This window comes from Microbacterium sp. PA5, assembly GCF_049860775.1.
Taxonomy (GTDB): domain Bacteria; phylum Actinomycetota; class Actinomycetes; order Actinomycetales; family Microbacteriaceae; genus Microbacterium.
In genome coordinates, this window is sequence record NZ_CP187567.1 from 2,462,677 (window position 1) to 2,477,428 (window position 14,752).

Here is a 14,752-nt window from a genome sequence, read left to right on the forward strand (position 1 = left end):
TCGATCGGCTTGGGAACATCCCGGCTCCGGGTTCGTCCCGTGGGGGCAAGAGCGGGGGCCCCCGAGCCCCGATTGCCCCCACGGGACGAACCCTGCGCCTCTCCCCATAGGTCGTCTGCCGGCGTCGTCTCGTTCGCTCGAGAGGGGTTGGGTCAGTGCGCGGCGAGGGCGTCGGCGACGACGTCGAGCCCCTCGTTCAGCAGGTCGTCGGGAATGCTGAGCGGCGGCAGGAAGCGGATCACGTTGCCGTACGTGCCGCAGGTGAGGACGATGACGCCCTCGGCGATGGCCGCCTTCGCCACGGCCGCCGTCAGCGCCGCATCCGGCTCCCGCGTCTCGGGGCGGACGAACTCGGCCGCGATCATCGCGCCGTGCCCGCGGACCTCGCCGATGCGCGGGTCGCTCTGCTGCAGAGACTCGAGGCGGGCGCGGAGGATCCCCCCGATCTCACGCGCCCGCTCGAGCAGTCCGTCGTTCTCGAAGGCGTCGATCGCCGCGAGCGCCGCCGCACAGGCGACGGGGTTTCCGCCGTAGGTGCCGCCGAGGCCGCCCGCGTGCGCGGCGTCCATGATCTCGGCGCGGCCGGTGACCGCGGCCAGCGGCATCCCGCCGGCGATGCCCTTGGCCGTGGTGACGAGGTCGGGGACGATCCCGAACAGCTCACTGGCGAACATGGCGCCGGTGCGCGCGAAGCCCGACTGCACCTCGTCGGCGATGAAGACCACGCCGTTCGCGCGGCACCAGTCCACGAGCGCGGGGAGGAACCCGTCGGCGGGGACGATGAAGCCGCCCTCGCCCTGGATCGGCTCGATGATCACGGCGGCGAGGTTGTCGGCGCCGATCTGCTTCTCCATGATCGAGATCGCCTTGGCCGCCGCCGCCGCGCCGGTCAGGCCGTCGCGGTACGGGTACGACATGGGCGCCCGGTAGATCTCGGAGGCGAAGGGCCCGAAGCCGCTCTTGTAGGGCATCGACTTGGCGGTGAGACCCATCGTCAGGTTGGTGCGGCCGTGGTAGCCGTGGTCGAAGGCGACGACCGCCGGGCGACCGGTGAACTTGCGGGCGATCTTCACCGCGTTCTCGACGGCCTCGGCCCCGGAGTTGAACAGTGCCGACTTCTTCGCGTGGTCGCCGGGAGTCAGGCGGTTCAGAGCCTCGGCCACCGCGACGTAGGACTCGTAGGGCGAGATCATGAAGCACGTGTGGGTGAACTGGGCGGCCTGCGCGGCGATCGCCTGGGCGACCTTCGGGTGCGCGTTGCCGACAGTCGTCACGGCGATGCCCGATCCGAGGTCGATGAGCGAGTTGCCGTCGGCGTCGACGACGACGCCTCCGCCCGCGGCCACCGCTTCGACGGGGACCGTGTGGCCGACGCCCGCGGCGACGGCGGCGGCCTTGCGCGCGAGCAGCTCCTGAGAGCGCGGACCGGGGATCGGCGTGACCAGGCGGCGCTCCTGCGGGAGGGAGGGGCCGCCGAGCGGGAGGGCGTCGAGTTCGGCGAGGGTCATGCCGGTGAGCGTACGACGCGGACACCACGGTCCACAGCCGCCGCGGTGTACATTCTGACCAGACCTGCGTACATCGCGTACACCGACCCGAGGATGCCATGATCCAGCCGACCCTGCGCGCCCTGCTGTCGCGGCGGGAGCTGCAGCTGCGGCTGGAGAGCGACGACGCCGCCCTCGCCCCCGACGCGCTCGACGCGCCGCTGCGGTGGGTGCACAGCTCCGACCTCCTCGATCCGACGCCGTTCCTCGCCGAGGAGCTGCTGCTGCTGACGACGGGCACGCAGTTCGCCCCGGACGCCGGTGCCGACGTGTTCACCGGCTACGTCACGCGGCTGCGCACGCGCGGCGTGCGCGGGCTCGGCTTCGGGACCGAGGTCGCCCGCGACGGCATCCCGCCCCTGCTGTCCGAGGCCTGCGCGGCCGCCGGCATGCCGCTGTTCGAGGTCCCCTACCGCACGCCGTTCATCGCGTTGGCCCGCGCCAACGCAGAGGCGATCGCGGCGCAGGCCTACGCGCGGCGCACCTGGGCGCTCGATGCGCAGCGCGCCATCTCGCTCGCGGCGCTGCGGCCCGACGGCCTCGGGGCCACCGTGGCCGAGCTCGCCCGGCAGCTCGGCACGTGGGTGGGCATGTTCGACGCCGCCGGCGTGCTGACCCAGCGTCATCCGATCGACGGCATCGGCGAGCAGGTGCTCTCCCACCTCACGGCGGAGGTCGGATCGGTGCTGCGGCGCGGCGTCCGTGCGGGATCGACGCTCGACGTCGACGGTGCGCGGTTCACGCTGCAGACGCTCGGCCGCGGCGGACACCTCCGCGGGGCGATCGTCATCGCCGGCGGCGACCTCGACCTCGAGGGACGCGGGGTCGTCACTTCGGTGATCGCGATGGCGGGACTCGCCCTCGAGCAGAACGTCGGACTCGGGAAGGCGCGCGGCGCGCTCCGCGCCGGACTCGTGCACAGCCTGCTCACGGGCGATCCGACGCTCGCGCGCCGGGTCTCGCGTGAGCTGTGGGGCGCCCTGCCGTCCGCTCCGATCGTGGTCGCCGTCGCGGAGGTCTCGCACGCGCGCGCCGATGCGGCCGTCGACTGGCTCGAGCTCGCCGTCACCGAGAACCGCGGCACCCTGTTCCACGGCCGGGGTCCGGACGGGCTGGTGGTCGTGGTCGCCGCCGAGCGCCGAGCCGTGCTCGACGAGTTCGCAGAGCTCTTCGAGGCCGCGGTGGGCGTCTCCGATCCCGTCGGCTACGCGGGGTTCGCCGACGCCCACGCCCAGGCGGTGACCGCCCAGCGGCGGTCCGCCCCGGGACGCGCGGCGGACTTCGCCGAGGTCGCCGCCGGCGGCATCCTCGGCCAGCTCGACACGGTCGAGGCGCGCGCCCTCGCCGAGTCCCGGTTGGCTCCGCTGCGCGAGCACGACCGCACCCAGGGCACGCAGCTGCTCCGGACCGTCCGCACCTGGCTGGAGCAGGACGCCCGGATCGACGCGGCCGCCGAGGCGCTCGGCATCCATCGGCACACGGTCCGCGCCCGCGTCGCCCAGGCCCAGGCGCTGCTGGGCGTCGACCTTACGTCGTTCCCCGCCCGCGCCGAGCTGTGGGCCGCGCTGGTGACCGCCGACCGCTGAGCCCCGCGCCGCTCCTTCCCGCGAGCGCTTCCCTCGCGAGCCGACACGCCCCGTGCGAGCCGACACACCCCGTGCCGCACGCAGCGTGTCGGCTCGGTGAAATCGTGTCGGCTCGGCGGATGCACTCCTCCGCGACCGCTGCAGGTCAGGACGCCGGGGAGTGCCCCTCGAGGAACTCGTACAGATCGGTCGTGTCGACGCCGGGGAAGGCGCCCGTCGGGAGGGTCGCCAGCAGCGTCCGCGGCGTCCGCACGTTCGGCCACGCCTGATCGCGCCATACGCTCTCCAGCTCGGCGGGCGCGCGGCGGCAGCAGACCTCCACGGCATGCCGCGACACGCCGCGGTTGGACGTCTCACGACCGATGAACCACTTCGTGTCGTCGAAGCGCACCCCGACGCTCACCGAATGCGCGCCCTCGCTCGAGGCCTCTACCCGCGCGGTGCACCAGTAGGTGCCGTTCCCGGTGTCGGTGTACTGGTAGTACGGGTTGAACTTGTCGGGGATGTCGAAGACGACGCGGCTCGTCCACCGGCGGCAGCACAGCTGACCCTCGATCGCGCCGAGCCGGTCGGCCGGGAAGTTCACGTCGTCGTTCTCGTACGCCTTCGTGATGGTCCCCGACTCGTGGACCTTCAGGAAGTGCACCGGGATGCCCAGGTGCGGCGTCGCGAGATTCGTGAACCGGTGCGCGGCCGTCTCGTACGACACCGAGTAGGCGTCGCGGAGGTCCTCGATCGAGATCGCGCGGCGCGCCTTGGCGTCCTGCAGGAACGGCACGGCGTCGGCCTCGGGGATGAGGAGCGCGCCGGTGAGGTAGTTCGTCTCGACGCGCTGGCGCAGGAACTCGGCGTACGACCGCGGCTCGCTGTGCCCGAGGATCCGGCTCGACAGCGCCTGCAGCACGGCGGTGCGGGAGTCCCCCTTCGCCGGCACGGTGCTCGAGAGGTAGAGCCGGCCGTTCTTGAGGTCGGCGACGCTGCGCACCGACGGCGGGAGGTCGGGCACGTAGTGGAGGGAGAACCCCAGGTGGGCGGCGATGTCGGAGGCGCTCCGCTGCGTGAGGGGCCCGCCCGGATGATCGACGGCGTCGAGGATGCCGCGGGCCTGAGCCTCGAGGTCGGCGAAGTAGTTGTCCTGGCGGCGCATGAGGTGGCGTAGTTCGACGTTCGCCCGTCGCGCCTCCTCCGGCGTCGCGGAGCGCTCGTCGTGGAGACGTTCGATCTCGCCCTGGAGTGCGAGCAGCGCGCGCAGGGCGTCGTCCGGCACGGCCTTGCCGATGCGGAAGGGCGAGATGCCGAGCGACTGGAACGTCTGGCCCTTCATGGCGCGCTCGAGGGCGATCTCCATCGTCGACCGCTCGTCGAGGGTCTCGGCCTCCAGCAGCGCGTCGATCGTGGTGCCGAGGGCGCGGGCGATCGCCTGCAGGAGCGTGAGCTTGGGCTCGCGCTTGCCGGTCTCGATCATCGACAGCTGGCTGGGCGCGCGGTCGACGGCGGCAGCGAGCTCTTCGAGGGTGAGCCCCTGCGCCGTCCGCAGCTGCCGGATACGGCGCCCGATGGTCAGCGCATCGGCGCCGCCTGCGGGTTCGTCGATCACGTCGTTGTCGATCATGCGGGCGAGTGTGCCACACGAGCGACCTCGATGCATCACATTTGCAGAAATTCCGCCGAACTTCACACGTCGAATGGTCGTATCGGCCGTGATTATTCACCCAGAGTGGATGCCACGACCACCCGGGCACCGTCGCCCGGCATCCGACGAAGGAGACACCATGACGATCCACTCCACCCCCGGACGACCCGCACTGCGTGCCGGAGACCAGGTCGAGACGGCCGCCGAGCTCCAGGAGCAGTGGGCCACCGACCCCCGCTGGGACGGTATCGAGCGCACCTACACGGCCGAGGACGTCATCCGGCTGCGCGGCTCGGTCCGCGAGGAGAACACGCTCGCCCGCCGCGGCGCGGAGAACCTCTGGAACCTCCTCCAGACCGAGGACTACATCCGGGCGCTCGGCGCGTACACCGGCGGTCAGGCGGTCCAGCAGGTGCGGGCCGGCCTGAAGGCGATCTACCTCTCGGGCTGGCAGGTCGCCGCCGACGGGAACCTCGCCGGTCAGACCTACCCCGACCAGAGCCTCTACCCCGCCAACTCGGTGCCGTCCGTGGTGCGCCGCATCAACAACGCGCTGCTGCGGCAGGACCAGATCGAGCACGCGGAGGCCTACGACGGGGAGGGCGAGATCACCCGCGACTGGCTGGCGCCCATCGTCGCAGATGCCGAGGCCGGCTTCGGCGGCCCCCTGAACGCGTACGAGCTCGCGCACTCGCTCATCCAGGCCGGTGCCGCGGGCATCCACTGGGAGGACCAGCTCGCGAGCGAGAAGAAGTGCGGCCACCTCGGCGGCAAGGTGCTCGTGCCCACCCAGCAGCACATCCGCACGCTGAATGCGGCGCGACTGGCCGCCGATGTGGCGGGCGTCCCCACCGTCATCATCGCCCGCACCGACGCCCTGGCGGCCGACCTGCTCACGAGCGACGTCGACCCGCGTGACCAGGAGTTCACCACCGGCGAGCGCACGAGCGAGGGCTTCTACCGCGTGCGCCCCGGACTGGAGTCGGTCATCAGCCGCGGCCTCGCCTTCGCGCCGTACGCCGACCTCATCTGGGTCGAGACCGGCGAGCCCGACATCGAACTGGCACGGGAGTTCGCCGCGGCCATCCACGAGAAGTTTCCCGGCAAGCTGCTCGCCTACAACTGCTCGCCGAGCTTCAACTGGAAGCGCCACCTCGACGACGCGCAGATCGCCTCGTTCCAGCAGGACCTCGCCGACCTCGGCTACGCCTTCCAGTTCATCACGCTGGCCGGCTTCCACGCCCTGAACCACTCGATGTTCGACCTGGCCTCCGGCTACGCCGAGCGCGCCATGAGCGCCTACGTCGAGCTGCAGGAGGCGGAGTTCGCCGCCGAGGCCCGCGGCTACACCGCGACCAAGCACCAGCGCGAGGCCGGCACCGGCTACTTCGACGTCGTCTCGACGGCGCTGAACCCCGACAGCGCCACCCTCGCGCTCGTCGGGTCGACCGAGGCCGCGCAGTTCCACTGATCCGCCGCCGTTTCGTCTCCTCGCTCCGCATGACCCCCCGGTCGTCGAGCGAGCGCAGCGAGACGAACGCACCACCGCCAACGGCACCGACACCACCACCGACACAGAAGGACAGGGCCATGACTCCCACCGCCACGGGCACCGAGCCCACCACGCCGACGACCACCTCTCCCGCGCCCGCCGCCGGACCCCGCATCGACGTGACCGGGCCGATGCGCCCGCGCTACGACGAGATCCTCACCACCGAGGCGCTCGCCTTCGTCACCGAGCTCCATCACCGGTTCTCGGGGCGGCGCCACGACCGCCTCGCCGACCGCATGCGCCGCCGGTTCGAGATCGGGAACGGCCACGACCCGCAGTTCCGCAGCGACACCGCGCACATCCGCGACGACGCCACCTGGCGGGTGGCGGGCCCCGGGCCCGGCCTGGAGGACCGACGCGTCGAGATCACCGGGCCGACCGACCCGAAGATGACTATCAACGCGCTGAACTCCGGCGCACGGGTGTGGCTCGCCGACCAGGAGGACGCGACGAGCCCGACCTGGGCGAACGTCATCGAGGGGCAGCTGTCGCTGTTCGACGCGATCCGCGGACAGCTGCGCTACACCTCGCCGGAGGGCAAGGAGTACGCGGTCACCGCCGAGCGCACCCCCACGATCGTGATGCGCCCCCGCGGCTGGCACCTCGTCGAGAAGCACCTGCGGTACACCGACCGCACGGGGCGCGCGCTGGCTGCCTCGGGATCGCTCGTCGACTACGGGCTGTACTTCTTCCACAACGCGCAGGCGCTCATCGCGAACGGCGTCGGGCCCTACTTCTACCTGCCCAAGCTCGAGTCCGCCGAAGAGGCCAAGCTGTGGGACGACGTCTTCACCTTCAGCGAGGAGTACATCGGCATCCCGCACGGCACGATCCGCGCGACCGTGCTGATCGAGACGCTGCCGGCCGCGTTCGAGATGGAGGAGATCCTCTTCGAGCTGCGCGATCACATCGCGGGATTGAACGCCGGGCGGTGGGACTACATCTTCTCGATGATCAAGAACTACCGCGGTCGCGGTGCCCGGTTCGTGCTGCCCGACCGCAGCCAGGTCACGATGACCGTGCCTTTCATGCGGGCGTACACCGAGCTGCTCGTGCAGACCTGCCACAAGCGGGGCGCCTTCGCCATCGGCGGCATGAGCGCCTTCATCCCGAACCGGCGCGACCCCGAGATCACCGCGCAGGCGTTCGAGAAGGTGACCGCCGACAAGCGGCGCGAGGCGGGCGACGGATTCGACGGCACCTGGGTCGCCCATCCCGACCTGATCCCGGTCGCGCAGGCGGAGTTCGACGCGGTCCTCGGCGACCGGCCGAACCAGGTGGACCGCCTGCGCCCCGAGGTCGCCGTGACGGCGTCGCAGCTCATCGACGTGCACATCGGCCTGCCGATCACCGCGGCGGGGGTGAAGGGGAACGTCTCGGTCGCGATCCGCTACATCGAGGCGTGGCTCCGCGGCCTGGGCGCGGTCGCGATCGACAACCTGATGGAGGATGCGGCGACGGCCGAGATCAGCCGCAGCCAGGTGTGGCAGTGGATCCACCAGGACCGGGTCACCGACGACGGCACCGCCATCACGGCGGCGTACATCGAGACGCTCATCGACGAGGTGCTGGCGTCGGCGGAGCGCCGCAGCGGCGACCGGTTCGACGACGCCGCCGAGGTGTTCCGCGAGGTCGCACTGGGGCAGGACTTCCCCGCGTTCCTCACGATCCCCGCCTACCACCGGTACCTGTCCGAGGACTGAGCCGGCACCGCCCGCCCACGATTCCCGGCACCCCCGACGGAGAGGGTGCCGGGGATCGTGTGCGCGGGATGTCGATCCCTTCCGCGGCCGTTCGACGTGTTCACGTAACGTCGCTCACGACGGAAAGGAAACGACGATGCGCTATCTCATGCTGGTCCTCACCGACCCCGACCTCGCCGAGGCCGAAGAGACACCGATCACGATCGAGGAATGGGCGGGCGAGACCTATGGCACCGGCCGCGCCGTCGAGGGCGATCGCCTGCGGCCGGCAGCCGAGGCCAAGACGATCCGCCGCCGCCGGGGCGAGGTGATCGTCAGCGACGGCCCCTTCGCCGAGGCGTACGAGCTCATCGGCGGCTTCGACGTCCTCGAGTGCGAGAGCCTCGACGAGGCGATCGAGCTCGCCTCCCGTCACCCCATGGCCGCAGGCGGCGTGATCCAGCTCCACCCCGCCTGGCCCCTGGACCTCTGACGCTCCTCCGGCGCCGATCATCCGGCACCTGCGGGTGACCGCGGGGAGCGCGTCCCGGCTACGCTCGTAGCGTGACCGAACGCGCTCCCCTGCCCCGCACTCCCCGCGTCTCCGCGAAGCTCAGCGCCATCGCCGAGTCGGCGACCCTCAAGGTCGACGCCAAGGCCAAGGCCCTGCAGGCCGCGGGGCGCCCCGTGATCTCCTACGCCGCCGGCGAGCCCGACTTCGCGACCCCGCAGTTCATCGTCGACGCCGCCGCCGAGGCGCTGCACGACCCCGCCAACTTCCGCTACACCCCCGCCGCCGGTCTGCCGGTGCTGCGCGAGGCCATCGCCGCCAAGACGCTGCGCGACTCGGGCCTCGAGGTCTCCGCCGCCCAGGTGATCGTCACCAACGGCGGCAAGCAGGCCGTCTACCAGGCGTTCCAGGCCGTCGTGAACCCGGGTGACGAAGTGCTGCTGCCCGCCCCGTACTGGACCACCTACCCCGAGGCGATCGCGCTGGCCGACGGCGTGCCGGTGGAGGTGTTCGCGGGTGCCGACCAGGACTACAAGGTGACCGTCGAGCAGCTGGAGGCGGCGCGCACCGAGCGCACCACCGTGCTCGTGTTCGTGTCGCCCTCCAACCCGACGGGATCGGTCTACACGCCCGAGGAGACCCGCGCCATCGGCCAGTGGGCCCTCGAGCACGGCATCTGGGTGATCAGCGACGAGATCTACCAGAACCTCGTGTACGAGGGCGCCCGAGCGGTGTCGATCGTCGAGGCCGTCCCCGAGCTCGCCGGCCAGACGATCCTCGTCAACGGCGTCGCGAAGACCTACGCGATGACCGGATGGCGTGTGGGCTGGATGGTGGGACCGGCGGCCGCGATCAAGGTCGCCGGCAACCTCCAGTCGCACCTCAGCTCCAACGTCAACAACGTGGCCCAGCGCGCGGCCCTGGCCGCCCTCACCGGCCCCCAGACGGAGGCCGAGGAGATGCGCCAGGCGTTCGACCGGCGCCGCCGCCTCATCGTCTCGGAGCTCGCGAAGATCCCTGGCGTCACCGTGCCGAACCCGCTCGGCGCCTTCTACGTGTACCCGGACGTGCGCGGACTGCTGGGACGCGACTGGCACGGCACGACCGTCTCGACGTCGCTCGAGCTCGCCGACCTCATCCTCGAGCAGGCCGAGGTCGCGGTCGTGCCCGGTGAGGCGTTCGGCCCGAGCGGCTACCTGCGCCTGTCGTACGCGCTCGGCGACGACGCGCTCCTGGAGGGCGTGCAGCGCCTGCAGAAGCTCTTCGGCTGAGAGGTCGCGCGCCCCACGGCGCCGCGCCCCGGCCGTGTCGTTTCGCCGGGGTGCGGGTCAGATCTCGACGCCGACGAGCACGGGTTCGGGCTGGAGCATGAGCCCGAACTCGGACTGCACCCGGCCGCGGATGAAGCGGGCCAGCTCGGCGAGCTCTCCCGCGGTCGCGCCGCCGCGGTTGGTCAGCGCGAGAGCGTGCTTGGTCGACAGTCCCGCGCGTGATCGCGGGAGCGAGAACCCCTTGCGCAGCCCCGCGTGCTCGATGAGCCAGGCGGCGCTGACCTTGACGTCCGGCTCGTGCGCGACCGGCGCCGGCACGATCCCGTCGAAGACGTCGAGCGGGATCACCGTCACGGGGTCGAGGTCGACCGAGACCGGCCATCGCGGGCACGCGGCGGGCAGCGTCCGGGCGAAGGCCGCGGTGACGATCGCGTTCTGGAAGAACGAGCCCGCGCTGTAGGTGTCGGGGTCGGCGTCGTCGAGCACCATGCCTTTGCGGGCGCGTGTGGCGAGCACGGTGTCGCGCAGCCACGCGAGCGAGGCCGACGCCGAGGCATCGAGCCCGAGGGAGTGACGCAGCTGGGCACCCCGCACGGGGATCTCGCCATGGCCTGCCTCGGCGAGCTCGAGGGTGATCGAGAGGATCACGGCGTCACGTCGCGCGACCGCGCCGTAGTGGGCCTTGAGCACGGACGTGCGGAAGCCGAGCTCGAGCTCGGCGGCCGGCACGACAGACACGTCGCCGGTCGCATGGTCGAGGAGCTCGACCTCGACGAGGGTCTGGATGAGCTCCTGGCCGTACGCTCCGATGTTCTGCACGGGGGCCGCCCCGGCGGTGCCCGGGATGCCCGACATCGCCTCGATGCCCTGCAGCCCCTCGGCGACGGTGAAGGCGACGAGCTCGTCCCAGCCGTGCCCGGCTTCGGCCCGGACGCGCGCGAACCCCTGGCGGGGCGACGGGAGGCGCTCGAGGCCCTCGGTCCGCACGACGACGACCGTGCCGTCGAACGGCTCGTCCCCGACGAGCAGGTTCGATCCGCCGCCGACCACGAGCCACGGCTCGCCGGTCGCCCAGACGTCGCGCAGCTCCGCGACGAGCTCGTCGCGGGTGCGCGCCTCGACCATCCGGCGGGGGGCCGCGCCGGTGCGCAGCGTGGTGAGCTGCGACAGCGGCAGCGGTGTGATCTCGGTCATCAGGCGTCCGCGCGCACGCGGACCTGCGCCTTGCCCAGGACGACGGTGTCGCCGTGCGAGACGGTGAGGTCGACGCGCAGGGAGGCGTCGTCGATCGCGCCGACCTTGGCCACGACGGTCAGCTCCGCGCCGTCTTCGGCGTCGACGACGACCGGACGGGTGAAGCGCACGCCGTACTCGAGGATGCGCCCGCTGTCTCCGAGCCACTCGACGATCGTCTCGACCGCCAGCCCCATGGTGAGCATGCCGTGCGCCAGGACGCCGGGAAGGCCGACGCGCTCGGCGACGTCGTCGCGGTAGTGGATCGGGTTGAAGTCGCCCGAGGCCCCGGCGTACCGCACGAGCGATTCGCGCGTCAGGTGGACGGTGCGCTCGGCGACGACCGTGCCGACCTCGATGGCGGCCGCCGTGCGGTCGTCCGCATTCGCCGAAGAGCTCATTCCTCGCCTCCGATCAGCAGCACCGACACGGCGGTGACCACGTGGGATCCGCCGGCGTCGGTGATCTCGGCTTCGCTGGTGACCATGGCCCCCTTGCCGAAAGGTCGCACGCCGGTCACCTGCAGCCGCGCGGTCAGCTCGTCGCCCGCGACGATGGGACGCGTGTAGCGGAACCGCTGCTCGGCGTGCACGGTGCGCTCGAGCGCGATCCCGGAGTCGGGCTCGCTCAGGAGCTGCTGGAGCGTCAGGTCCTGGATCACCATCGCGAAGGTGGGCGGCGCGACCACGTCGGAGTAGCCGAGCCGCTGCGCGGCGGCGGGGTCGGTGTGCTGCGGGTCGGTGGCGAACACGGCGCGCGCGAACTCGCGCACCTTCTCGCGGCCGACGAGGTACGGCGGAGTCGGCGGGAAGTCTCGACCGACGAGCTCAGGGTTCACGGACACCGTGCAATCCTACCGAGGCCACCCGCGGCGACGGGGCGGGGCGACCGGACAAAGCCCGGTGCACACGCGGTGCGAGCCGTCACCGCGCCGAGCGGGCACGCCAGGCGCGGACGCTCAGCTGCACCGCGATGAAGGCGAGGAAGCCGGCGAAGAGGATGTTCGACGTGAGCGGGTCGAGGAGGGTCGCCAGCCACGCACCGAGCGCGGTCGTCGTGCACGCCGCCACCCCGATGAGCGCGGCCGCCACGAGGTCGACGTTGCGGCGACGCAGGTTGCCGAGCGTGCCCGACACCGCGGTCGGGATCATCATCAGCAGCGACGTGCCCTTGGCGACGAGGTCGCTCGTGCCGAACAGGAACATGAGCGCGGGCACCACGATCACGCCGCCGCCGACGCCCAGGAGCCCGGCCATGATGCCGGTGAACACCCCGAGGCCGCCGAGGCCGAGGCCGGTGAGCACGGTGAGCTCCAGCTCGGCGTCGCGGGACGGCACGACGATGAACAGCATGACGATGACGACCAGGAGGAAGCCGATGAACCCCCAGCGGAGCGCGTTCTGCGGGAGACGCGCCAGCAGCCAGGTGCCGAGCTGGGCCCCGACCACCGCTCCCACGGCGAGGATCAGCGCCGGGATCCACGCGACCGAGCCGTGCACGGCGTAGGACACGACGCCGACGGACGCCGTCGGCACGATCGCGGCCAGCGACGTGCCGGCGGCGAGGCGCTGGTCGAAGTGGAGGAAGAGGAGCAGCAGCGGCACGATGACGGTGCCGCCGCCCACGCCGAACAGACCCGACAGGAGTCCGGCGAGCAGGCCGATGCCCAGGCAGGCGACGACGTAGCGCGGACCGCGCGCGGCGTCCCGCGCCGTCACGCCGCGGGCTCCGGCTCCTGAGGCTCGACCGCGGCGGGCTCTTCGGCCGCCGCCTTCTCGAACTGCGAGCGGTACAGGCGCCAGTACGCTCCCTGGGCGGCGATCAGCTCGTCGTGGCTGCCCTTCTCGACGATGTCGCCGTGCTCCATCACGAGGATGAGGTCGGCGTCGCGGATGGTCGAGAGCCGGTGGGCGATCACGAACGACGTGCGTCCCTCGCGCAGTGCCGACATCGCATGCTGCAGGAGCAGCTCGGTGCGGGTGTCGACCGAGCTCGTCGCCTCGTCGAGGATGAGGACGGCGGGCTGCGCCACGAAGGCGCGCGCGATCGTGATGAGCTGCTTCTCGCCTGCCGAGACGTTCGCGGCGTCCTCGTCGAGGACGGTGTCGTAGCCGTCGGGGAGGGAGTGGACGAAGCGGTCCACCCGGGTCGCGACGGCGGCGTCGACGATCTCGTCGTCGGTGGCGCCCTCGTTGCCGTAGCGGATGTTCTCGCGGATCGTTCCGGCGAACAGCCACGGATCCTGCAGCACCATGCCGGTGCGCGAGCGGACGTCGTCGCGCGCGAGCTCGGCGATGTCCTGGCCGTCGAGCAGGATCCGTCCGCCGTCGAGCTCGTAGAAGCGCATCAGCAGGTTCACCAGGGTGGTCTTGCCCGCCCCTGTCGGTCCCACGATCGCGACGGTCTGCCCCGGCTCCACCCGGAATGACAGGTCGCGGATGAGCGGCTTGTCGGGCGAGTACGAGAACGCCACGTGCTCGAACTCGATGACGCCCCGCCCGTCGACGATGGCGGACGCGTCGGCGTCGTCCGCCTCCTGCTCCGGCTCATCGAGCAGCTCGAAGACCCGCTCCGCCGAGGCGGTGCCGGACTGCACGACGGCGGCCATGCCGCCGAGCTCGGACAGCGGCTGGGTGAACTGCTGCGAGTACTGGATGAAGGCCTGGACGTCGCCGAGACGCAGCTGACCCGATGCCACCATGAGCCCGCCGAGCACGGCGATGCCGACATAGGTGAGGCTGCCGATGAACATCATCGACGGCATCATGAGGCCCGAGAGGAACTGCGCCTTGAACGAGGCCTGGTACAGCTCCTCGTTCTCGTCCTGGAACTTCTCGCGCGAGTCCTCCTCACGACCGTAGACGCGCACGAGGGCGTGGCCGGAGAAGGACTCCTCGACGCGGGCGTTCAGGCGCCCCACCTTCTGCCACTGGGTGGCGAACGCCTTCTGGGAGCGCGGGCCGATCACGCCGAAGACCACGGCCATGAGCGGCAGCGCGATCAGCGCGACGATCGCGAGCTGCCACGAGATGGAGAACATCATGACGAGCACGCCGACGACGGTGAGGATGTTCGTCACGGCCGTCGACAGCGCCTGCTGCATCGTCTGCGTGATGTTGTCGATGTCGTTGGTGACGCGCGAGATGAGCTCGCCGCGCTGCACGCGGTCGAAGTACGCGAGCGGCAGGCGGTTGATCTTCGCCTCGACCTCTTCGCGCAGGCGCCACATCGACCGCACCATGATCACGTTGATCACGTAACCCTGGAGCCAGGTCAGCACCGCCGAGACGACGTAGATCGCGAGGACGGCGACGACCACCCAGCGCAGCTGATCGAAGTCGACGCCCGCGCCGACCCGGAAGTCCTGCATGGCCGCGACCATGTTGGCTTGATCGGTCTGCCCGGACGAGCGGAGCGCGGCGACGACCTCGGCCTGCGTCGCGCCGGCCGGGAAGAACTCGGCGAGCGACCTCGACATCACGCCCTCGAAGATGAGGTTCGTGGCCTCGCCGAGCACCTTCGGCGCGATGACGGCGAGCACGACGCCGATCGCCCCCATGATCGACACGAAGACGAAGGCCCACTTGTGCGGGCCGAGCAGCCCGATCATCCGGGCGAAGCTCTTGCCGAAGTCGGCGGCCTTGCCCGGCGCGACCGAGTCCCAGTCTCCGGAGTTCAGTCGCGCCTGCTCGGCGCGCTCCAGGTCGAGGCGCTCCTCCTCGGTCATGGTCTTCTCA

The 14,752-nt window shown here is 71.4% G+C and carries 12 protein-coding genes; 5 read left to right on the forward strand and 7 right to left on the reverse strand.

The window, feature by feature from the left end:
- Nucleotides 1-152 precede the first annotated feature (152 nt).
- A complete protein-coding gene (gene gabT, locus ACPWUT_RS11695) occupies nucleotides 153-1,508 on the reverse strand; it encodes a 4-aminobutyrate--2-oxoglutarate transaminase (protein ID WP_425837778.1) in 1,356 nt (451 codons plus the stop codon).
- A gap of 98 nt (nucleotides 1,509-1,606) precedes the next feature.
- Here gabT and ACPWUT_RS11700 point away from each other — a divergent pair, with 98 nt between their 5' ends.
- Nucleotides 1,607-3,133, forward strand: a complete 1,527-nt coding sequence (locus tag ACPWUT_RS11700; protein WP_425837781.1) for a helix-turn-helix domain-containing protein — start codon at nucleotides 1,607-1,609, stop codon at nucleotides 3,131-3,133.
- 145 nt (nucleotides 3,134-3,278) lie between these two features.
- Here ACPWUT_RS11700 and ACPWUT_RS11705 read toward each other — a convergent pair whose 3' ends face one another.
- Nucleotides 3,279-4,745, reverse strand: a complete 1,467-nt coding sequence (locus tag ACPWUT_RS11705) for a helix-turn-helix domain-containing protein (RefSeq protein WP_284530002.1) — start codon at nucleotides 4,743-4,745, stop codon at nucleotides 3,279-3,281.
- 160 nt (nucleotides 4,746-4,905) lie between these two features.
- Between ACPWUT_RS11705 and aceA the strand changes: the two genes are divergently transcribed.
- The 4 genes from aceA to ACPWUT_RS11725 all read left to right on the forward strand — a co-directional run bounded on the left by aceA (nucleotide 4,906) and on the right by ACPWUT_RS11725 (nucleotide 9,782).
- A complete protein-coding gene (aceA, locus tag ACPWUT_RS11710; RefSeq protein ID WP_284530004.1) occupies nucleotides 4,906-6,237 on the forward strand; it encodes an isocitrate lyase in 1,332 nt (443 codons plus the stop codon).
- Nucleotides 6,238-6,356: 119 nt separating this feature from the next.
- Entirely contained in the window at nucleotides 6,357-8,021 is a 1,665-nt protein-coding gene (gene aceB / locus ACPWUT_RS11715) for a malate synthase A (RefSeq protein WP_425837785.1), read from the forward strand.
- Nucleotides 8,022-8,157: 136 nt separating this feature from the next.
- The gene (locus tag ACPWUT_RS11720) at nucleotides 8,158-8,493 is read left to right on the forward strand and encodes a YciI family protein (protein ID WP_284530007.1); all 336 of its coding nucleotides are present in this window, start codon (nucleotides 8,158-8,160) and stop codon (nucleotides 8,491-8,493) included.
- A gap of 71 nt (nucleotides 8,494-8,564) precedes the next feature.
- A complete protein-coding gene (locus ACPWUT_RS11725; protein WP_284530009.1) occupies nucleotides 8,565-9,782 on the forward strand; it encodes a pyridoxal phosphate-dependent aminotransferase in 1,218 nt (405 codons plus the stop codon).
- 57 nt (nucleotides 9,783-9,839) lie between these two features.
- Here ACPWUT_RS11725 and ACPWUT_RS11730 read toward each other — a convergent pair whose 3' ends face one another.
- The 5 genes from ACPWUT_RS11730 to ACPWUT_RS11750 form a co-directional block, all read right to left on the reverse strand.
- Entirely contained in the window at nucleotides 9,840-10,976 is a 1,137-nt protein-coding gene (locus tag ACPWUT_RS11730; protein WP_425837790.1) for a UDP-N-acetylmuramate dehydrogenase, read from the reverse strand.
- On the reverse strand, nucleotides 10,976-11,416 hold the full coding sequence (locus ACPWUT_RS11735; protein WP_284530012.1) for a MaoC/PaaZ C-terminal domain-containing protein: 441 nt from the start codon (nucleotides 11,414-11,416) through the stop codon (nucleotides 10,976-10,978). The genes ACPWUT_RS11730 and ACPWUT_RS11735 overlap by 1 nt, the downstream gene beginning before the upstream one ends.
- On the reverse strand, nucleotides 11,413-11,859 hold the full coding sequence (locus ACPWUT_RS11740) for an FAS1-like dehydratase domain-containing protein (protein ID WP_284530014.1): 447 nt from the start codon (nucleotides 11,857-11,859) through the stop codon (nucleotides 11,413-11,415). The genes ACPWUT_RS11735 and ACPWUT_RS11740 overlap by 4 nt, the downstream gene beginning before the upstream one ends.
- A 79-nt stretch (nucleotides 11,860-11,938) precedes the next feature.
- Nucleotides 11,939-12,733, reverse strand: coding sequence for a sulfite exporter TauE/SafE family protein (locus ACPWUT_RS11745; protein ID WP_425837794.1), 795 nt, complete (start codon nucleotides 12,731-12,733; stop codon nucleotides 11,939-11,941).
- Complete coding sequence (locus ACPWUT_RS11750) at nucleotides 12,730-14,742, reverse strand: ABC transporter ATP-binding protein (RefSeq protein WP_425837797.1); 2,013 nt, start codon at nucleotides 14,740-14,742, stop codon at nucleotides 12,730-12,732. The genes ACPWUT_RS11745 and ACPWUT_RS11750 overlap by 4 nt, the downstream gene beginning before the upstream one ends.
- Between the last annotated feature and the right edge of the window lie 10 nt (nucleotides 14,743-14,752).